The organism is Enterobacter sp. 3U4 (assembly GCF_057224565.1).
The window spans coordinates 3,040,600-3,059,137 of record NZ_CP136665.1; the positions used below are offsets into that span (position 1 = coordinate 3,040,600).

The 18,538-nt window shown below is 55.4% G+C and carries 19 protein-coding genes and 1 tRNA gene; 4 read left to right on the forward strand and 16 right to left on the reverse strand.

Translation table 11 applies throughout. From position 1 onward, the window contains the following. Positions 1-41 precede the first annotated feature (41 nt). The gene (catA, locus tag RVY89_RS14625; RefSeq protein WP_484825722.1) at positions 42-719 is read left to right on the forward strand and encodes a type A chloramphenicol O-acetyltransferase; all 678 of its coding nucleotides are present in this window, start codon (positions 42-44) and stop codon (positions 717-719) included. Positions 720-771: 52 nt separating this feature from the next. Here the strand turns inward: catA and RVY89_RS14630 are convergent. The 3 genes from RVY89_RS14630 to proB all read right to left on the reverse strand — a co-directional run bounded on the left by RVY89_RS14630 (position 772) and on the right by proB (position 3,327). After that, positions 772-847 (reverse strand) — tRNA-Thr (locus RVY89_RS14630). A gap of 111 nt (positions 848-958) precedes the next feature. After that, complete coding sequence (proA, locus tag RVY89_RS14635) at positions 959-2,212, reverse strand: glutamate-5-semialdehyde dehydrogenase (RefSeq protein WP_484825723.1); 1,254 nt, start codon at positions 2,210-2,212, stop codon at positions 959-961. Between the two features lie 11 nt (positions 2,213-2,223). Next, complete coding sequence (proB, locus tag RVY89_RS14640) at positions 2,224-3,327, reverse strand: glutamate 5-kinase (RefSeq protein ID WP_008501877.1); 1,104 nt, start codon at positions 3,325-3,327, stop codon at positions 2,224-2,226. A 304-nt stretch (positions 3,328-3,631) separates the two neighbouring features. Between proB and phoE the strand changes: the two genes are divergently transcribed. Beyond that, entirely contained in the window at positions 3,632-4,684 is a 1,053-nt protein-coding gene (phoE, locus tag RVY89_RS14645; protein WP_112781982.1) for a phosphoporin PhoE, read from the forward strand. Positions 4,685-4,809: 125 nt separating this feature from the next. Here phoE and crl read toward each other — a convergent pair whose 3' ends face one another. The 3 genes from crl to gpt form a co-directional block, all read right to left on the reverse strand. Next, positions 4,810-5,211: a sigma factor-binding protein Crl gene (crl, locus tag RVY89_RS14650; RefSeq protein ID WP_023310506.1), complete on the reverse strand. Its 402-nt coding sequence runs from the start codon at positions 5,209-5,211 to the stop codon at positions 4,810-4,812. A 57-nt stretch (positions 5,212-5,268) separates the two neighbouring features. Further along, entirely contained in the window at positions 5,269-6,513 is a 1,245-nt protein-coding gene (gene frsA, locus RVY89_RS14655) for an esterase FrsA (protein ID WP_484825724.1), read from the reverse strand. 104 nt (positions 6,514-6,617) lie between these two features. Further along, positions 6,618-7,076 carry a xanthine phosphoribosyltransferase gene (gene gpt, locus RVY89_RS14660; RefSeq protein WP_010427903.1) on the reverse strand — a complete coding sequence of 153 codons (459 nt, stop codon included), beginning with the start codon at positions 7,074-7,076 and terminating at the stop codon, positions 6,618-6,620. Positions 7,077-7,336: 260 nt separating this feature from the next. Between gpt and pepD the strand changes: the two genes are divergently transcribed. Continuing rightward, positions 7,337-8,794, forward strand: coding sequence for a cytosol nonspecific dipeptidase (gene pepD / locus RVY89_RS14665; protein ID WP_484825725.1), 1,458 nt, complete (start codon positions 7,337-7,339; stop codon positions 8,792-8,794). A 76-nt stretch (positions 8,795-8,870) separates the two neighbouring features. Here the strand turns inward: pepD and dinB are convergent, their stop codons facing one another. From dinB to RVY89_RS14705, 8 genes are all read right to left on the reverse strand, one after another. Beyond that, positions 8,871-9,929, reverse strand: coding sequence for a DNA polymerase IV (dinB, locus tag RVY89_RS14670; RefSeq protein ID WP_484825726.1), 1,059 nt, complete (start codon positions 9,927-9,929; stop codon positions 8,871-8,873). Between the two features lie 107 nt (positions 9,930-10,036). Next, on the reverse strand, positions 10,037-10,240 hold the full coding sequence (gene nqrM / locus RVY89_RS14675) for a (Na+)-NQR maturation NqrM (protein ID WP_023615899.1): 204 nt from the start codon (positions 10,238-10,240) through the stop codon (positions 10,037-10,039). After that, positions 10,240-11,463 (reverse strand): NADH:ubiquinone reductase (Na(+)-transporting) subunit F, encoded by a 1,224-nt coding sequence (nqrF, locus tag RVY89_RS14680; RefSeq protein ID WP_484825727.1) that lies wholly within the window; start codon positions 11,461-11,463, stop codon positions 10,240-10,242. Before nqrF ends, nqrM begins: the two co-directional genes overlap by 1 nt. Before the next feature lie 10 nt (positions 11,464-11,473). Then, positions 11,474-12,070, reverse strand: coding sequence for an NADH:ubiquinone reductase (Na(+)-transporting) subunit E (nqrE, locus tag RVY89_RS14685; protein WP_008500255.1), 597 nt, complete (start codon positions 12,068-12,070; stop codon positions 11,474-11,476). A 6-nt stretch (positions 12,071-12,076) separates the two neighbouring features. Then, on the reverse strand, positions 12,077-12,715 hold the full coding sequence (locus RVY89_RS14690) for an NADH:ubiquinone reductase (Na(+)-transporting) subunit D (RefSeq protein ID WP_045330387.1): 639 nt from the start codon (positions 12,713-12,715) through the stop codon (positions 12,077-12,079). Further along, positions 12,708-13,502, reverse strand: coding sequence for a Na(+)-translocating NADH-quinone reductase subunit C (locus RVY89_RS14695; protein WP_484825728.1), 795 nt, complete (start codon positions 13,500-13,502; stop codon positions 12,708-12,710). The genes RVY89_RS14690 and RVY89_RS14695 overlap by 8 nt, the downstream gene beginning before the upstream one ends. After that, a complete protein-coding gene (locus RVY89_RS14700; protein WP_484825729.1) occupies positions 13,495-14,730 on the reverse strand; it encodes an NADH:ubiquinone reductase (Na(+)-transporting) subunit B in 1,236 nt (411 codons plus the stop codon). Before RVY89_RS14700 ends, RVY89_RS14695 begins: the two co-directional genes overlap by 8 nt. Positions 14,731-14,733: 3 nt before the next feature. Next, on the reverse strand, positions 14,734-16,077 hold the full coding sequence (locus RVY89_RS14705) for a Na(+)-translocating NADH-quinone reductase subunit A (protein WP_484825730.1): 1,344 nt from the start codon (positions 16,075-16,077) through the stop codon (positions 14,734-14,736). 298 nt (positions 16,078-16,375) lie between these two features. Here RVY89_RS14705 and dpaA point away from each other — a divergent pair, with 298 nt between their 5' ends. Then, complete coding sequence (dpaA, locus tag RVY89_RS14710; RefSeq protein WP_111965861.1) at positions 16,376-17,116, forward strand: peptidoglycan meso-diaminopimelic acid protein amidase; 741 nt, start codon at positions 16,376-16,378, stop codon at positions 17,114-17,116. Here the strand turns inward: dpaA and RVY89_RS14715 are convergent. Both RVY89_RS14715 and lpcA read right to left on the reverse strand, forming a co-directional pair. Continuing rightward, on the reverse strand, positions 17,087-17,854 hold the full coding sequence (locus RVY89_RS14715; protein ID WP_010427885.1) for a class II glutamine amidotransferase: 768 nt from the start codon (positions 17,852-17,854) through the stop codon (positions 17,087-17,089). The genes dpaA and RVY89_RS14715 overlap by 30 nt on opposite strands. A 46-nt stretch (positions 17,855-17,900) precedes the next feature. Beyond that, entirely contained in the window at positions 17,901-18,479 is a 579-nt protein-coding gene (gene lpcA / locus RVY89_RS14720) for a D-sedoheptulose 7-phosphate isomerase (protein ID WP_021242877.1), read from the reverse strand. Positions 18,480-18,538: the final 59 nt, after the last annotated feature.

Here is an 18,538-nt window from a genome sequence, read left to right on the forward strand (position 1 = left end):
GGCCCAAAATCATGTAGACAATTGATAATCAAAGGTTAAAAATGAAAAAAACAGCCCCGGACTATACGCCTGTTGATTTATCTCGTTGGCCAAGGAAGGAGCATTTTGAAGTCTTCCAGTCATTTGCTGAATGCACAATTAACCAAACCGTTCTGATCGACATTACCGCGCTGCGAAAACATATCAAAGCGGTGGGCTGGAAGTTTTACCCGACGATCATTTTTCTCCTGTCTAACATCATGAACCGGCATCCTGAGTTCCGTATGGCCATGAAGGACAATGAGCTTGTCATATGGAATGAAGTTCATCCCAGCTACACCATTTTCCACCCAGAAACGGAGACCTTTTCGTCATTGTGGAGCCACTATGACGGCAATATTCATCACTTCCAGAATACGTATGCAGAAGATACGGCCCGCTATGGAAATAGCCTTTCCTACTGGCCGAAGGAAGAGTCCCGGGAAAATGTTTTCTTCGTGTCATCGATTCCGTGGGTAACCTTTACCAACTTTAATATGAACATTGCGCACATGAAGAACTTCTTTTCGCCAATGTTCACGTTTGGAAAATACTACGAGCAGGATGGAAAAGTGCTGTTGCCGCTCGCGGTGCAGGTCCACCATTCGGTGTGCGATGGCTTCCATGTGGCAAGGATGTTTAATGAGTTGCAGGAGATGTGTGATGGTTTGTCGGGACTGTCAGAGGAGAGGAATGGCTGATGCACAAGGGACAAATGTTGTTTATTTGATAGTCGGAAGGCTGCGTTAAAAATGGTGCCGATAATAGGAGTCGAACCTACGACCTTCGCATTACGAATGCGCTGCTCTACCAACTGAGCTATATCGGCCCTGAGAGGCCGGTTACGAGCGTAACCACGGGGCAAAAGGTTAGATCTATCCGGGTGATGCGTCAATGCCCTTTTGAATCAAACGGCTATTTTTGCATCACCCGTGATTATTTACGCACGAATCGTATCGTCGCCGAAGCCGATCCACTTGTACGTGGTCAGCGCTTCCAGCCCCATCGGACCGCGGGCGTGCAGTTTCTGCGTGCTGACCGCCACCTCAGCGCCGAGGCCGAACTGGCCGCCGTCGGTGAATCGGGTGGAGGCATTTACATACACTGCAGAGGAATCCACTTCGTTCACGAAGCGATCCGCATTGCGCAGCTTACGCGTCAGGATGGCGTCAGAATGCTGCGTGCCATGCTCACGGATGTGCGCAATCGCGTCGTCAAGATCGCTCACGATTTTCACGTTCAGATCCAGTGACAGGAACTCGTCGTCGTACTGCTCCGCGTTGACGGGAACGACGTTAGCCGGGCCATCCTGAAGCAGCGCGAGCGCACTGGCGTCAGCATGCAGCGTCACGCCGCTCTCTGCCATCTGTTTGCTCAGGGCCGGAAGGAAAGTGTTCGCAATGCCCTGATGCACCAGCAACGTTTCAACGGTGTTACAGGTGCTAGGACGCTGGGTCTTCGCGTTCACGATAATCTTCAGCGCAGGTGCAATCTCAGCGCTGTCGTCGACCACGATGTGACACACGCCAATACCGCCGGTGATCACCGGAATCGTCGACTGCTCGCGGCACAGCTTGTGCAGGCCCGCCCCGCCGCGTGGGATCAGCATGTCGATGTATTTGTCCATGCGCAGCATTTCGTTAACCAGCGCGCGGTCCGGGCTCTCAATTGCCTGAACGGCACCCGCCGGTAAGCCACACTCTTCCAGCGCCTGCTGAATGACTTTCACCGTCGCGGCGTTGGTGCGCCAGGTCTCTTTCCCACCGCGCAGAATCGCGGCGTTACCGGTTTTCAGGCACAGGGAGGCGACATCCACCGTCACGTTTGGACGGGCTTCATAAATAACGCCGATAACGCCGAGCGGCACGCGGCGGCGCTCCAGGCGTAAACCGCTGTCCAGCAGCCCACCGTCAATCACCTGCCCTACCGGGTCGGCCAGATTGCAGACCTGACGAACATCGTCGGCGATGCCTTTCAGACGGGCCGGGGTCAACGCCAGGCGGTCGAGCATGGCTTCGCTCAGACCGTTGCGGCGCGCTTCCAGTAAATCCTGTTCGTTGGCGAGCAAAATTTCCTGGGACTGAGATTCCAGATAATCAGCGATTTTTTCCAGCACGCGGTTTTTCTCGCGGCTGGAAAGGAGCGCCAGTTTGTAAGAGGCGGCCTTCGCGGCGGCGCCCATTTGTTCCAGCATGTTCTGGCTCCTTAACGAATAATCATGTCATCGCGATGCACGGCAACCGGGCCATATTCATAGCCCAGAATGGCGTCGATCTGCTGCGAATGGTGACCCGCGATGCGGCGCAGGGCATCGCTGTTATAGCGGCTTACGCCGTGTGCGATGTCCCGACCTTCGAGGTTACGGATACGGATCACTTCACCACGGGAGAAGTTGCCTGTCACGCTTTTAATTCCTTTAGGAAGTAATGAACTTCCTCGTTCCAGAATCGCGGCGGTTGCCCCTTCATCGACGACGAGTTCGCCCGCAGGCGGCGCGCCAAAAATCCAGCGTTTACGGTTTTCCAGCGGGGATTCCTGAGCGTGGAAACGGGTGCCGACAGAGATGCCTTCCATCACGTCGCCAATCACGCCTGGACGGCTGCCCGCGGCAATGATGGTGTCGATACCGGCGCGGCACGCCACGTCGGCGGCCTGCAGCTTGGTCCCCATGCCGCCCGTTCCCAGGCCGGACACGCTGTCACCGGCGATGGCGCGCAGCGCATCGTCGATACCGTGAACGTCGGTAATCAGCTCGGCTTCCGGGTTAGAGCGCGGATCGGCGGTGAATAACCCCTGCTGATCGGTCAGAAGCAGTAATTTGTCGGCGCCGGCCAGAATGGCGGCCAGCGCAGAAAGGTTATCGTTATCTCCCACTTTGATTTCAGCGGTAGCAACGGCATCGTTCTCGTTAATGACCGGAACGATATTGTTGTCGAGCAGCGCGCGCAGGGTATCGCGGGCGTTCAGGAAGCGCTCTCTGTCTTCCATATCCGCACGCGTCAGCAGCATCTGCCCGACGTGGATGCCATAGATAGAGAACAGCTGTTCCCAGAGTTGAATGAGTCGGCTTTGTCCCACGGCGGCCAGCAGCTGTTTGGAAGCGATCGTCGCGGGGAGTTCGGGGTAACCCAGGTGTTCACGCCCGGCGGCAATCGCCCCGGAGGTCACAATCACAATACGATGCCCTGCGGCATGTAACTGAGCGCACTGACGTACAAGCTCAACAATGTGGGCGCGATTTAGGCGGCGCGATCCGCCTGTTAAAACACTGGTACCGAGTTTTACCACCAGCGTCTGGCTGTCACTCATGATTCTCTGCCGTTCAACGATAAGGGAAAGTAATGTCGAACGAACGTTTTAGCAGGAGTCAGCCCCGTTGCCAACTGCCTTAGCACATCGCGAAACACTTTGTTGCGCGGGATCAGGAAGCGTAGCGGGAGAATTTGACACTTTTATTACCGAAATAATAAATCACAGTTTTTTAAAATTATTCTTAGTTTGTCATAAAAGTTTCATTCCAGAACGATAAAACCCTTCCTGTTTTTTCACGGGACTTAAGCATGAGCTTATCGTCCAGCGAATTTTTTAGCGCGTTTATAAGACAGGATCGAAAATGAAAAAGAGCACTCTGGCATTAATGGTTATGGGCGTAGTGGCTTCTGCATCCGTTCACGCAGCTGAAGTTTATAATAAAAATGGTAATAAGCTGGACGTGTACGGCAAAGTGAAAGCCATGCACTACATCAGCGATGATGCCACCAAAGATGGCGATCAGACTTACGTTCGTTTCGGTTTTAAAGGCGAAACGCAGATTAACGATCAGCTGACGGGCTATGGCCGTTGGGAATCTGAATTTGCAGGTAACAAAGCCGAGAGCGACTCCTCTCAGAAAACCCGTCTGGCGTTCGCGGGCCTGAAGCTGAAAAACTTTGGTTCTCTGGATTACGGTCGTAACCTGGGTGCCCTGTATGACGTCGAAGCATGGACCGACATGTTCCCTGAGTTCGGCGGCGATTCTTCCGCGCAGACCGATAACTTCATGACCAAGCGTGCAACCGGTCTTGCTACCTACCGTAACACCGACTTCTTCGGCGCGGTTGACGGCCTGGACATGACCCTGCAGTACCAGGGCAAAAACGAAAACCGTGACGCCAAGAAACAGAACGGTGACGGTTTTGGTACCTCTCTGACCTATGACTTCGGCGGCAGCGATTTCGCCGTCAGCGGCGCCTACACCAGCTCTGACCGCACCAACGCGCAGAACCTGCTGGCGCGTGGTCAGGGGCAGAAAGCCGAAGCCTGGGCTACCGGTCTGAAATATGACGCGAACGATATTTATCTGGCAGCGATGTATTCAGAAACCCGCAATATGACGCCAATTTCTGGCGGGTTTGCAAATAAAGCGCAGAACTTTGAAGTGGTCGCACAATATCAGTTCGATTTCGGTCTGCGTCCGTCCCTGGGTTATGTCCAGTCTAAAGGCAAAGATATCGAAGGTATCGGTGACGAAGACCTGGTGAAATATATTGACGTTGGCGCGACCTATTACTTCAACAAAAATATGTCCGCGTTTGTTGATTATAAAATCAACCAGATTGACGACAAAAATAAACTGGGCGTAAGCAGCGATGACATTGTTGCTCTGGGTATGACCTACCAGTTCTAAGATTATCCGAATAAGAAAATCCCGGCAGATAAGCCGGGATTTTTTTTGCCCGGTGGCGCTGCGCTTACCGGGCCGCATTTTGTAGGCCGGGTAAGGCGAAGCCGCCACCCGGCGCTGTGACGCTATCAGGCAGTCAGCTTCACCGCTTCGCTGGAAAAGTCATCCGCTGGCTCGAACTTGAGATCCAGAGTCGCCAGCAGTGCGCGTGCCTTATCGTGGAACTCTTTAAGCGTGTATTCCAGGCGGTCAATCACTTCCTGATCTTTAATGGTGGTCGCCTGCCAGTTGCCGTCTTTATTAAACAGGCCAAACTGGTAGCTATACGTAAAGCGTTTTTCCTCTGCTTCCATTTCCATCCACCAGCCCCAGAATTCACGTTTTTCGGGTGCAGGCTTCACGTTGACGCATACAGCCAGGCAGTCGAAAAAAAAGCGATTCTCTTCACACTGCTCTTCTCGAATATACGGGCCGAGAGCCATAAACTTCTTAATCAGTCTACTTTTCGGGTGTCCACTCGGTAACGTCATTGCGATCTCCTTTTGTGAAGCCACTGTTTTACCAAACCAGCAAAATTTAGCAATCTATTAACACAATCTCTGAGCGATCCAGCGCGTAATCTCTTTCAGCGCTTTATCGAAATTCTGATAGACCGGGCTGAACGGCACTTCTAGCAATTTGCCATCCGCAGATGACGACGTGATTAAGCGCGACTCTTCTTCCGGACTGAACGGATCGTTTTTCCAGAAACCCGACAGCATCGGCGTTGGGCAGCGACGTCCCAGTAACCCTTGCGTTTTTAACGAGTAGCGATTGAGCTCAACGCGCAGCGCTTCGTCTGATGCATCATGCATGCCAAGACGGCTGGCCAGCACATCAAGGTACATTTCAGGCACGCTCCCCTGACGTGCGGGATCGCTGAGCAGGGCGTGAACGACCGGACCAAGGCAGGCGACGGCTTTCAGGCGCGAAGACTCAAGGTAAGCCAGACGCACCGCGACGTTCGCGCCAAAGCGGAAGCCAAATGCCGCCACGCGGGTGTGGTCGACCCACGGAATGTTTTCCAGCGCTTTTAGCGCATGCTGGTGCAGCAGGCTGGAATCCTGAGTCAGCTTCCATTTGGAGGAAAAGCCGATTGAGGGCATATCAAGCGTTAGCATCGCGATCCCTTTTGGTGCGAAGTAACGCTCATACAGGCTGTAATAATCGATTTGCAGGGAATCCAGCCCACCGCACATCAGCACGGTCGGGAACGGACCGTCGCCTTCCGGCATATGCAGGAACCCGGTGACGGGTGCGCCACCTGGAATGCTGAACTCAAGCTCGCGCATTTGGCCCGGCAAACGCTGCGCCGCCTCTTCATAAGCACGGTTTGCCAGCGCCTGGGCCTGCTCAGCCAGCTCATCACCTTTCAGATGTGGATACGCGGCAATGGCGTAGAGATTGGCCGCATGCAGCCAGTGCTTGCCGCTACGCGTGGCATCCTCTTCCTGACTGGCTTTTTGCTGCCAGAGCATCGCCTGTTTCGACCACTCATAGATCCAGTTGCCGCCGCGATAGCCCACCACCGTATCGTAAAGCTCGCTCTCGGTCCGTTCGGCTTCACTCATCACGATACGCGCCTGCACGTCAAGTATTTCACGGGGGTCGATACCGCGCCAGATCCACATCAGGCGGTTAATCATACGATACCAGTGAGGCACGTTTTTGCCGTCTAACGCGGACTGGACGGCAGGCTGGGTACCCGGATTAAAGCGACGCACCAGCGTCGACGTTTCAGGGTGTTTGAAACGGGGTTTGAAAAGTGTCTCGGTGAGATTCGCCTGCGTCATTGCGTTGCCTCCATGAATACGTCATATGGAGACTATTGTAACGCGTGGCAGTCCAAAAAGAACAACGCCCGGCATAGCCGGGCGTGTAAAGTTACGTACTGGTATTAACGGCCTGAAATCGGCGGTACGAAGACCACGCCCATATCCCATGGCTGTTCAATCCAGGTATCCTGCGGGATATCAATCACGTAATCGTCAACCAGCGGGCGGCCAGCAGGCTTCGCGAAGATAGTGACGAAATGTGCTTTCGGATACATTTCGCGGATAGCGACCGCAGTACCGCCGGTATCCACCAGGTCATCAATAACGATGAAGCCTTCACCGTCGCCTTCCGCGCGTTTCAGCACGGTCAGCTCACGCTGGTTGTCATGGTCATAGCTGGAGATGCAGACGGTATCGACATGACGAATACCCAGCTCACGAGCCAGCAGCGCCCCCGGTACCAGACCGCCACGGCTGACGGCAATAATGCCTTTCCACTGTTCGGAAGGCATCAGACGCGCAGCCAGTTTGCGTGCGTGAATCTGCAACATGTCCCAGGTGACGACGTATTTTTCGCTCATGTGAAGTGTCCCAGCCTGTTTTTATACGGCTTAAAAAGTGTTCGAGGGGGAAATAGGTTGCGCGAGATTATAGAGATCTGACGCACTAAAAACCAGTGTTTAGCGCCCTCTGCCTGAGTTTTTACATGCTTTATGCTACCAGCCAGCAGAGAAAGTGGTATTCTCAGTTTCATCTCGCAAGCCTGACTTGTGGTAACTATTAACCTGCTAACCCTGTGACCTGCAACCCTGTTTGCAGCGCCTCGACAAGGAGACTTATCGTGTCTGAACTGTCTCAACTATCTCCGCAGCCGCTGTGGGATATTTTTGCCAAAATCTGCTCCATTCCACACCCTTCCTACCACGAAGAACAGCTTGCCGAACATATTATGGGCTGGGCGAAGGAAAAAGGTCTGCATGCGGAACGTGACCAGGTTGGCAACATTCTGATCCGCAAACCTGCCACCGCAGGCATGGACAACCGTAAACCGGTTGTGCTGCAGGCGCACCTGGACATGGTGCCACAGAAGAACAACGACACCGTTCACGACTTCACCAAAGACCCGATTCAACCGTACATCGACGGCGACTGGGTGAAAGCGCGCGGCACTACCCTGGGCGCGGATAACGGCATCGGTATGGCCTCTGCGCTGGCCGTGCTGGCCGACGACAGCGTTGAGCATGGTCCACTGGAAGTGCTGCTGACCATGACCGAAGAAGCGGGCATGGACGGGGCGTTCGGTCTGCAGGCGAACTGGCTGCAGGCGGATATTCTGATCAACACCGACTCTGAAGAAGAAGGTGAGATCTACATGGGCTGCGCGGGCGGGATTGATTTCATCTCTACCCTGCCACTGTCGCGCGAAGCGATTCCTGCCGGTTTCCAGACCTTCAAGCTGACGCTGAAAGGGCTGAAAGGCGGCCACTCCGGCGGCGATATTCACCTGGGTCTGGGCAACGCCAACAAGCTGCTGGCTCGCTTCCTGGCAGGCCATGCGGCCGAGCTGGATCTGCGTCTGGTGGACTTCAACGGCGGTACCCTGCGCAACGCGATTCCGCGCGAAGCATTCACCACCGTAGCGGTTCCAGCGGCAAAAGCGGACGAGCTGAAAAAACTCTCCACCGTATACCTGGATATCCTGAAAAACGAACTGTCGGCGAAAGAGAAAAACCTGACCGTGGTGCTGGAATCTGTTTCTACAGATAAAGCCGCGCTGACCGCGCAGTCTCGTGACACCTTCGTTCAACTGCTGAACGCGACGCCAAACGGCGTGATCCGCAACTCTGACGTGGCGAAAGGCGTGGTGGAAACCTCACTGAACGTGGGCGTGGTGACCATGGGCGACGACAGCGCGGAGATCATCTGCCTGATCCGTTCCCTTATCGACAGCGGTAAAGAGTACGTGGTGAGCATGCTGGAATCTCTGGGTACGCTGGCGGGCGCGAAAACGTCAGCAAAAGGCAGCTACCCGGGCTGGCAGCCGGATGCAAGTTCTCCGGTGATGGCGCTGGTGCGTGAAACCTATCAGCGTCTGTTCAACAGCACGCCGAACATTCAGGTGATCCACGCGGGTCTGGAATGTGGTCTGTTCAAGAAACCGTATCCGGACATGGACATGGTTTCTATCGGGCCAACCATTACCGGTCCGCACTCGCCGGATGAGCAGGTTCATATCGAAAGCGTTGGTCACTACTGGACGCTGCTGACTGAACTGCTGAAGGCGATCCCTGCTAAGTAATTCCCTCACCCCAGCCCTCTCCCAAAGGGAGAGGGTGAAAAACGCAGGCCCGGTAAGCGTAGCGCTCCGGGCTTTTTTACAATCCCAATACCAGCTGCCGCTCTAACTGCGGATCCAGCAGCGTAACGTGCAATCCCACCAGCCTCACCCCTCGCCCGCCCCGGCGCTCTTCCCATGCCTTTTTTGCCGTCGCGATAAGATCGTCTTTATTCAGACGCGGCCAGACGTGTTCCTGCGTGGTCTGCTGGAAGTCGTTGAATTTGAGCTTGATGCCCTGTCGGGCGATGAGCAGGTCCGGCTTCACCTTGCTTAAGCGTCGTTCCAGCTCGGGGTAAAGCTGTTCCGTGATAATAGTTTCGCATTCAGACCAGTCATGAATATCTTCAATGAGGGTGCGCTCAACGCCGACGGATTTCCGCAGCCGTTCGCTGTTCACATCGCGATCGTCAATCCCCTGGCTGCGCTCCCACAGCACGCGGCCAAACTTTCCAAAGCGCTTAAGCAGCATGGCGAGATCGCTGCGCTGCACGTCTTCGCAGGTGCGTAACCCCATGCTTTCCAGCTTTGCGGCGGAAACTTTCCCCACGCCGGGGATTTTGCCGAGCGGCAGCGTTTTTAAAAATGCAGGCACCTCTTCCGGCGTGATGACGTACTGGCCGTTGGGCTTATTTAAATCCGAGGCAATTTTGGCAAGGAATTTAACGGGCGCGACGCCCGCAGACGCCGTCAGGTTCAGCTCGTTGAAAATCGTCTGGCGGATCTCCTGAGCCATCAGCGTGGCGGAGCCGTGGCAGTGCACGCTGTCGGTCACATCCAGATAGGCTTCGTCCAGCGACAGCGGCTCTATCAGAGAGGTATAGCGGGAGAAGATTTCCCGAATGTGAAGGGAAGCCTCTTTATAGGCTTCAAACCGGCCGGGCAGAAGCGTGAGATGAGGGCAAAGCTTTAAGGCCATCGCCGTCGGCATGGCGCTTCGCACGCCAAATTTGCGCGCAGGATAGTTGGCGGTGCTGATGACACCACGCTGAACGCGGCTGCCGCCAATGGCGATGGGAATTTCCCGCAGCGCCGGGTTGTCACGCATCTCCACTGCGGCAAAAAAGCAGTCCATATCAACATGGATTATTTTGCGCATAGTAAGCCCTCACTCATTACTGGATAAGTATACAGTAAATAAATGAGGATTGAGAAGTAGGCGTGAGAATTGTCGGGTGGCGGCTTTGCCTTACCCGACCTGGCAGATTAAATGATGCGCTGCTGCTCGCGCGCCATGCGTTTTTTGCGGGCGTCGCACGGTTCCGGGCAGTCGCAGACCTTCTCCATACCAATGGAGGAAATACCGCCGCAGCTGCCCTGAATGCTTTTCCGCTTAACGATCCAGCCTAACGACATGCCGAAGATGACAAGCACAAAAACCACAAAGGTTGCCAGAAAGGTCAGCATCATCAGCCTCCAAAGTCATCAAGCATGATGTTCTCATCTTCGACGCCGAGATCCTTCAGCATCTTAATCACGGCGGCGTTCATCATCGGCGGACCACACATATAGAACTCGCAGTCCTCGGGCGCCGGGTGCTGTTTGAGGTAGTTTTCATACAGCACGTTGTGGATGAACCCCGTGTAGCCCGTCCAGTTATCTTCCGGCTGCGGATCGGAGAGCGCAACGTGGAAGGTAAAATTCGGGTTTTCACGCGCCAGCTGTTCAAACTCGTCGTCGTAGAACATTTCGCGCAGCGAGCGCGCCCCGTACCAGAAGCTGATTTTACGCTTGCTGCCGAGCCGCTTGAGCTGGTCAAAAATGTGCGAGCGCATCGGGGCCATACCGGCACCGCCGCCGATAAAGACCATTTCCGCGTCGGTATCTTTCGCGAAGAACTCCCCGAACGGACCGGAGATGGTCACTTTATCTCCCGGCTTCAGGGACCAGATGTATGACGACATCACGCCCGGCGGCGCATCCGGGACATTCGGTGGCGGCGTGGCGATACGCACGTTGAGCATGATAATGCCCTTCTCTTCCGGGTAGTTGGCCATCGAGTAGGCGCGCAGCGTCGGCTCTTTTACCTTTGATACAAAGCGGAAGAGATTGAATTTATCCCAGTCGGCGCGGTATTCATCCGGCACGTCGAAGTCCGCATAGGCGACGGTATGCTCAGGACACTCAATCTGAATGTATCCTCCGGCGCGGAACGGAACATCTTCCCCTTCTGGCACCCGCAGCTTCAGCTCTTTAATAAAAGTGGCTTTGTTATCATTGGAGATAACCTCGCACTCCCATTTTTTGACGCCGAAGATCTCTTCCGGCAGCTCAATCTTCATGTTCTGACGCACTGCGACCTGGCAGGCCAGACGGCAGCCCTCTTTTGCCTCACGCTTAGTGATATGCGCCAGCTCGGTGGGCAGAATATCGCCGCCGCCCTCTTTTACCGTCACGCGGCACTGTCCGCAGGAGCCGCCGCCGCCGCAGGCTGAGGAGACAAAAATACCGTTCCCTGAGAGCGTGTTGAGCAGTTTGTCACCCGCAGGCGTGCGGATCTGATTCTGCGGATCGTCATTAATATCAATCACCACGTCGCCGGAATTCACCAGCTTCGCCCGCGCCGCCAGAATGAGTCCTGACAGCACCAGTACAATCAGCGTGAACATCACCACGCCAAGAATAATTTCCATCTGTTAGCCCTTATAGCTGCACACCGGAGAAGGACATAAAGCCCAGCGCCATCAGACCGGTGGTGATAAAGGTGATCCCTAAGCCGCGCAGACCCGCAGGCACGTTGGCATATTTCATTTTCTCGCGGATCCCCGCCATGGTGACAATCGCCAGCATCCAGCCGATGCCGGAACCAAACCCGTACACCACGGATTCACTGAAGTTGTAATCACGCTGAACCATAAACGAGACGCCGCCAAAGATGGCGCAGTTCACCGCGATCAGCGGCAGGAAGATCCCCAGCGCGTTGTACAGCGACGGGAAGTACTTATCGAGGATCATCTCGAGTATTTGCACCAGCGCCGCGATCACCCCGATAAAGGTGATGAAGTTCAGGAAGCTGAGATCAACCCCTTCCACCAGCGCGCCGTCCCGCAGCACGAAGTTGTACACCAGATTGTTAATCGGAACCGAAAGCCCCAACACAACGGTGACCGCGATACCGAGACCAAATGCCGTCGACACTTTTTTGGAAACCGCAAGGAACGTACACATGCCGAGGAAAAACGCGAGCGCCATGTTTTCAACAAACACCGCGCGCACAAACAAACTCAGGTAATGAGCCATTGTCGGTTACTCCTTTTCCTGCTGCTCTGGTCTCAACGTACGAATCAGCCAGATCAGCAAACCGATAATGAAAAATGCGCTAGGGGCCAGCAGGAACAGGCCGTTTGGCAGATACCAGCCGCCGTTTTGCACCGTGTCCAGCACCGTGATCCCAAACAGCTTGCCGCTGCCAATCAGCTCGCGCAGGAACCCCACGGTAAGCAGGATCGCGCCGTAGCCCAGTCCATTGCCGATACCGTCCATAAAGCTCGCCAGCGGCGGCATTTTCATAGCGTAGGCTTCCGCACGCCCCATGACGATACAGTTGGTGATGATCAGCCCGACAAACACCGAGAGCTGTTTGGAGGTTTCATAGGCGAAGGCGCGCAGCAGCTGATCGACCACGATCACCAGCGAGGCGATGATCGCCATCTGCACGATGATCCTCACGCTGTTGGGAATGTGGTGGCGGATCATCGAGATAAACATGCTCGAAAACGCCGTGACCAGCGTGACCGCCAGCGTCATCACCACCGCCGTTTCCAGCTTGGTCGTCACCGCCAGGGCTGAACAGACGCCCAGCACCTGCAGCGTGATCGGGTTATTGGCGAGCAGTGGGCCAATGAGCACCTTTTTGACTTCTTTCAGTTCACCGGTATCAGCCATTGTTCAGCGCTCCTTCACGTACGTTTTTCAGGAAAGGACCAAAGCCCAGCTCGCCCATCCAGAAATCAAAACTGTGCTGCACGCCTTTTGAGGTGAGCGTGGCGCCGGAGAGCCCGTCAACGGCGTAGTCGTCACCGGGACGTGCCGCCCCTTTCATCACCTTCAGCGCAGGCAGACCGTTATCGTCGAGCACTTTCTTACCGACAAACTGTGCCCGCCAGTTAGGGTTTTCCACTTCGCCACCCAGCCCCGGCGTTTCGCCCTGGTCGTAATACGTAATGCCTTTGACCGTGCGGCCATCCGTATCCAGTGCCACAAAGGCATACATCATTGACCACAGCCCGTTACCGTAAATAGGCACTACCACTTCCTGAATGCGTTTTTGGGGATCGCGAACCAGATAGATTTCGGCCAGATTGCTGCGACGCTTAATCCCGGCGGGATCTTGCGATGCTTCGAGCGTCAGGCTCATCTGCGGATCTTTCAGCGCTAGCGCCTGGTTGAAGGTTGCCGGGTCTTTATCCAGCAGCTGACCGGTTTTTAAATCCACCAGACGCGCGGAAATACGTTCGGCAAAGACGGCCGAAACGTCGTCTGCGCTCATCCCCTCCTGCATCAGCCCGGCCACGGCCAGAATGTTGCGCTGTTTATCCAGGGCACGTTGCTCCTGCTGCAGGGGTTTTAACCCCACGGCAGAACCGGCCACGACAATGGAGCAGACCAGACAGAGCACCAGCACCACCAGCAGCGTTTTGCTGATGCTGTCGTTATTTTTTACTTCAGCCACGCGCCTTCCTCCGCTTGATGTTGGCCCGCACCACCAGGTAATCGAAGAGTGGCGCAAACAGATTGGCAAACAGAATCGCCAGCATCATCCCCTCCGGATACGCCGGGTTGACCACGCGGATCAGGACACACATCGCGCCAATGAGCACGCCATAGCTCCATTTACCTTTATCGGTAAACGAGGCCGAGACCGGGTCCGTCGCCATGAACATCATGCCGAACGCGAAGCCACCCAGCACCAGATGCCAGTACCACGGCATGGAGAACATCGGGTTGGTGGTTGAACCAATAACGTTGAACATCGTGGCGGTCAGCACCATGCCGATCATCACGCCCGCCACAATCCGCCAGGAGGCCACGCGCCCAAACAGAATGATTGCCCCACCAATCAAAATCATCAGCGTGGAAACTTCCCCGATGGAGCCCGGAATGTTGCCAATAAAGGCATCAAACCAGGTCACAGGCTGACCCGTCGCGTTGTTCACCAGCGTTTCGCCGCCGTGTGCCGCCCACTGTGAAAGCGGCGTTGCGCCGGAAAAACCGTCTGCCGCCGTCCAGACCAGATCGCCCGAGATTTGCGCCGGATAGGCAAAGAACAGGAACGCACGTCCCGCCAGCGCCGGGTTGAGGAAGTTCCGCCCGGTGCCGCCGAAAATTTCTTTGGCAATCACCACGCCAAAGCTGATGCCCAGCGCCGCCTGCCAGAGCGGCAAAGTTGGCGGGACAATCAGGGCAAACAGAATCGAGGTTACGAAGAAGCCTTCGTTGATCTCGTGTTTACGGATGATGGCGAACAGCACTTCCCAGAAGCCACCCACGATAAATACCGTGATGTAAATCGGCAGGAAGAACACCGCGCCCAGCGTCATCATGCTCAGCCAGCCCGCGTCTGCAGCAAAGCTTACCCCTAGCGACTGCGCCAGGCGGTAGTGCCAGTCGGACTGAATTACCTGCGCCAGCTGCTGTGCATCGTACATGTGGTGCAGCGCCGGAATGGTCTGCAGGCCAACGTTGTACATCCCCCAGAACATCGCCGGGAAGACCGCAAACCACACCAGGATCATCATCCGCTTAAGGTCGATAGCGTCACGAACGTGCGCCGCGCCTTTCGTCACCAGCCCCGGCGTGTAGAAAATGGTCGCCGTTGCTTCGTACAGCGGGTAGTACTTTTTGAGCTTCCCTTCGGTAAAGTGCGGCTCCATTTTTTCAAAGAGGTGTTTTAAGCCCATCGGTTATCCTTCCTGCTCAATGCGGGTTAACACCTCGCGCAATACCGGTCCATATTCGTATTTGCCCGGACAGACATAGGTACAGAGCGCCAGATCTTCTTCGTCCAGCTCCAGGCAGCCCAGCGCCTGCGCGCTGTCGGTATCACCGGCGAGCAGATCGCGCAGCAGCATGGTCGGCAGAATATCCAGCGGCATGACGCGCTCGTAGTTGCCAATCGGGACCATGGCGCGCTCGCCGCCGTGCGTGCTGGTTGAGAAGCTGAACAGCTTATTACGCAGGAAGTGGCCCAGCGTGGTGCGGGTGACGGAGTATTTTTCTGCACCGGGCAGAACCCAGCCGAACAGCTCTTTCTCGCGCCCTTCCTGCACAATGCTCACCTGTAAATGGAAACGCCCCAGGTACGCGTGCGCCTGCACGGCATGGCGGCCACTGAGGACCGAACCGGAAATCAGCCGGTTTTCGCCCGCTTTGGTTTCTTCGCTCAGCAGTTCATTGATATCCGCGCCAATCAGCGTCTTCACCAGACGCGGGTTAGCAGCCTGCGGCCCGCCGATGGCGATGACGCGCTCTGCGCACAGCTCTCCGGTGGTGAAGAGCTTCCCGATGGCGATGACGTCCTGATAATTAAGGTGCCAGACCTGTTTCGCCAGGCTTACCGGCTCAAGAAAGTGGATGTGCGTTCCAACCAGACCCGCCGGATGCGGGCCCGCAAACGCATTAAACGTGACCTGCCCCTGCGGATGTCCGCCGAGCTTGCCGCCGCCGGCCTGGCAAACGTGGACTTTTCCCGACGTCAGGCGGGTTAACACGGTCAGCCCGCCATCAAAGGCTTTACGCTGCGCCAGGATAACCGGCTCCGGGTCCACGCTGAGCGGGTTGGTGTCCATTGCCGTGACGAAAATGGCGGCCGGTTCCGTACCCGGAACAGGGGATTTGCTGAAGGGACGGGTACGAAGCGCAGTCCATAAACCGGACGCAAGGAGTTGAGCCTGAACAGCGTCACGGCTCAGCGATGCGAGGTCTGCGGCATCGTAATGGGCGAATTCACGCTGTTCGTTGCCTTCAATGCGGATAACCACCGACTGCAAAACGCGTCGTTCGCCACGGTTAATCGCCACAACGGTGCCGCTCGCGGGGGCTGTGAACATCACGCCGGGATTTTTTTTGTCCTCGAAGAGCGCCTGTCCTTTAATAACGCAATCGCCTTCCTGTACCAGCATTGAAGGTCGCATTCCCAGATAGTCGTCGCCCAAAATGGCGACATGACGGACGCTTGCGCCTGTCGAAACGTGCTGCGCTGGCACGCCTGCAATCGGCAGATCAAGTCCTTTTTTTATTTTAAACATGTGGTTAGCAGGTTTCCATGAACAACAATCCAGTGGCCGCGAAGTGTAGCATTTTCCCCTTCTCGCGGGCAGGGAAACCGCCGTCGCGCGCGCCAAATTGCGAGCTAATGCGCAAAGTTCCTGGAGCCATCGCGATTTTGATGGTTTATAAAGTAAAACTAATTTGTAAACTCACCGCCCGGCTCTTGCGAAAATCTATAGCGGTGCTAATGTGAGCGCTCCTAACAGAATAATCTGATTTCGGGTCTCTTTTGCCGTCCTGGCAAGTTGGTCATGGTTTTATCAAGGAACTAGTAGTATGCGTAAAATCGCATTGTTCATTGCGATGCTTCTGATTCCGTGCATGTCGTTTGCCGGACTGCTCAGCAGTAACAGCTCAACGACGCCGGTCAGCAAGGAATATAAACAGCAGTTAATGGGATCGCCGGTTTATATTCAAATCTTCAAGGAAGAACGCACTCTCGATCTGTTTGTGAAAATGGGCGAGACCTATCAGCTGCTTGATAGTTACAAAATTTGTAACTACTCCGGCGGGCTGGGGCCAAAACAGCGCCAGGGCGATTTCAAAAGTCCGGAAGGGTTCTACAACGTTCAGCGCAGCCAGCTCAAGCCTGACAGCCGCTTCTATAAAGCCATTAACATCGGCTTCCCGAATGCCTATGACCGTGCACACGGTTATGAAGGTAAATACCTGATGATCCACGGCGCCTGCGTGTCTATCGGCTGTTATGCGATGACCGACTCCGGCATTGATGAGATTTTCCAGTTCGTGACCGGCGCGCTGGTATTTGGGCAGCCTAACGTACAGGTCAGCATTTATCCGTTCCGCATGACTGACGCCAACATGGCGCGTCACAAGTACTCATACTACGCGGATTTCTGGAAACAGCTTAAGCCAGGTTACGACTACTTTGAGCAGACCCATAAGCCACCGGTGGTCTCTATCGTAGATGGCCGTTACGTGGTCAGCAAACCGCTGAGCCACGAAGTCGTCCATCCGCAGCTGGCGTCAAATTACACGGTCCCCGAGACAAAATAGCACCCACTCGCCTGGCATAATCTTTTGCCAGGTTTCGTTGCCCGTCAGCGGCTGCGTTGCAATGACTGTGACCACATCGTTCGGTGTGGTCTCCTTCTGAAAGTCTATCTCCACATCCTGATCGAGCAGCGTCGCAACGCCAAACGGCGCACGGCGAGTGATCCAGAACAGATTCGTCGAGCAGAACGCCATCACATAGCGCCCGTCGGAGAGCAGCATGTTGAACACGCCTTTTTCGCGCAGCTCCGATGCCAGCGTCGCGATGTATTTGAATACGGCGGCCATGTTGCCGGGCGTGCGGGGATAGCGCTCCGTCAGCTTGTGCAGCAGCCAGCAGAAGGCTTTTTCGCTGTCCGTCTCGCCGACCGGGCGGAAATTGCCCGTCTCCAGCGACTTATAGCCCGTAAGTTGCCCGTTGTGCGCGTAGGTCCAGTTACGACCCCACAGCTCGCGGGTAAACGGATGGGTATTTTCCAGCGCCACTTCGCCACGGTTAGCCTGACGGATGTGGGCGATTACCGAGCGGGACTTGATGGGGTAGTCCTGCACCAGTTTGGCAATCGGTGAGTTAAAGCTGGGCTGTGGATCTTTGAACGTGCGACACCCTTTGCCTTCGTAGAAGGTGATGCCCCAGCCGTCTTTATGCGGCCCGGTTCCTCCACCGCGCTGAACCAGCCCGGTGAAACTAAAGCAGATATCGGTTGGCACATTGGCGCTCATCCCGAGCAGTTCGCACATACATCACCTCCACAACAGCGGGGGCAAGAGTGCCCCCAGCGAAGTCTTACTTAGCCATCTCTTTTTCGATCAGCTGGATCAGGATGTGGATCACTTTGATGTGAATTTCCTGAATGCGGTCAGCATAACCGAAGTGCGGAACGCGAATTTCAACATCCGCCGTACCGTCCATCTTACCGCCATCTTTACCCGTCAGGGTGATGACTTTCATCCCTTTTTCACGTGCGGCGGCGATCGCTTTGATCACGTTGCCGGAGTTGCCGGAGGTAGAAATCCCCAGCAGCACGTCGCCTTCACGGCCTACCGCTTCAACGTAGCGAGAGAAGATGTGGTCGTAACCGAAGTCGTTGCCTACGCAGGAGATGTGGCTCACGTCTGAAATCGCAATCGCCGGGTAGCCCGGGCGGTTTTCGCGATAGCGACCGGTCAGCTCTTCTGCGAAGTGCATCGCGTCGCAGTGGGAACCGCCGTTACCGCAGGAGAGCACTTTGCCACCGGCTTTGAAGCTGTCGGCCAGCAGGACCGCTGCGCGCTGAATAGCGTGAATATTGGCATCATCTTTCAGAAAGTTAGCCAGCGTTTCCGCCGCTTCGTTCAGTTCGTTACGAATAAGATCCTGGTACATGAGGATAATCCTTCAGTATTGATGAAATAACACAGTGGAGTGTACCGGATAGCGCGAAA

What these genes read in the sequence shown, in the direction of transcription:
- gpt (WP_010427903.1), bottom strand. Translation starts at nt 7,076, where the DNA reads ATGAGCGAAAAATACGTCGTCACCTGGGACATGTTGCAGATTCACGCA.
- nqrE (WP_008500255.1), bottom strand. Translation starts at nt 12,070, where the DNA reads ATGGCTCATTACCTGAGTTTGTTTGTGCGCGCGGTGTTTGTTGAAAAC.
- proA (WP_484825723.1), bottom strand. Translation starts at nt 2,212, where the DNA reads ATGCTGGAACAAATGGGCGCCGCCGCGAAGGCCGCCTCTTACAAACTG.
- catA (WP_484825722.1), top strand. Translation starts at nt 42, where the DNA reads ATGAAAAAAACAGCCCCGGACTATACGCCTGTTGATTTATCTCGTTGG.
- nqrM (WP_023615899.1), bottom strand. Translation starts at nt 10,240, where the DNA reads ATGATGCTGACCTTTCTGGCAACCTTTGTGGTTTTTGTGCTTGTCATC.
- lpcA (WP_021242877.1), bottom strand. Translation starts at nt 18,479, where the DNA reads ATGTACCAGGATCTTATTCGTAACGAACTGAACGAAGCGGCGGAAACG.
- RVY89_RS14705 (WP_484825730.1), bottom strand. Translation starts at nt 16,077, where the DNA reads ATGTTTAAAATAAAAAAAGGACTTGATCTGCCGATTGCAGGCGTGCCA.
- RVY89_RS14700 (WP_484825729.1), bottom strand. Translation starts at nt 14,730, where the DNA reads ATGGGCTTAAAACACCTCTTTGAAAAAATGGAGCCGCACTTTACCGAA.
- frsA (WP_484825724.1), bottom strand. Translation starts at nt 6,513, where the DNA reads ATGACGCAGGCGAATCTCACCGAGACACTTTTCAAACCCCGTTTCAAA.
- dpaA (WP_111965861.1), top strand. Translation starts at nt 16,376, where the DNA reads ATGCGTAAAATCGCATTGTTCATTGCGATGCTTCTGATTCCGTGCATG.
- RVY89_RS14715 (WP_010427885.1), bottom strand. Translation starts at nt 17,854, where the DNA reads ATGTGCGAACTGCTCGGGATGAGCGCCAATGTGCCAACCGATATCTGC.
- dinB (WP_484825726.1), bottom strand. Translation starts at nt 9,929, where the DNA reads ATGCGCAAAATAATCCATGTTGATATGGACTGCTTTTTTGCCGCAGTG.
- nqrF (WP_484825727.1), bottom strand. Translation starts at nt 11,463, where the DNA reads ATGGAAATTATTCTTGGCGTGGTGATGTTCACGCTGATTGTACTGGTG.
- proB (WP_008501877.1), bottom strand. Translation starts at nt 3,327, where the DNA reads ATGAGTGACAGCCAGACGCTGGTGGTAAAACTCGGTACCAGTGTTTTA.
- RVY89_RS14690 (WP_045330387.1), bottom strand. Translation starts at nt 12,715, where the DNA reads ATGGCTGATACCGGTGAACTGAAAGAAGTCAAAAAGGTGCTCATTGGC.
- crl (WP_023310506.1), bottom strand. Translation starts at nt 5,211, where the DNA reads ATGACGTTACCGAGTGGACACCCGAAAAGTAGACTGATTAAGAAGTTT.
- phoE (WP_112781982.1), top strand. Translation starts at nt 3,632, where the DNA reads ATGAAAAAGAGCACTCTGGCATTAATGGTTATGGGCGTAGTGGCTTCT.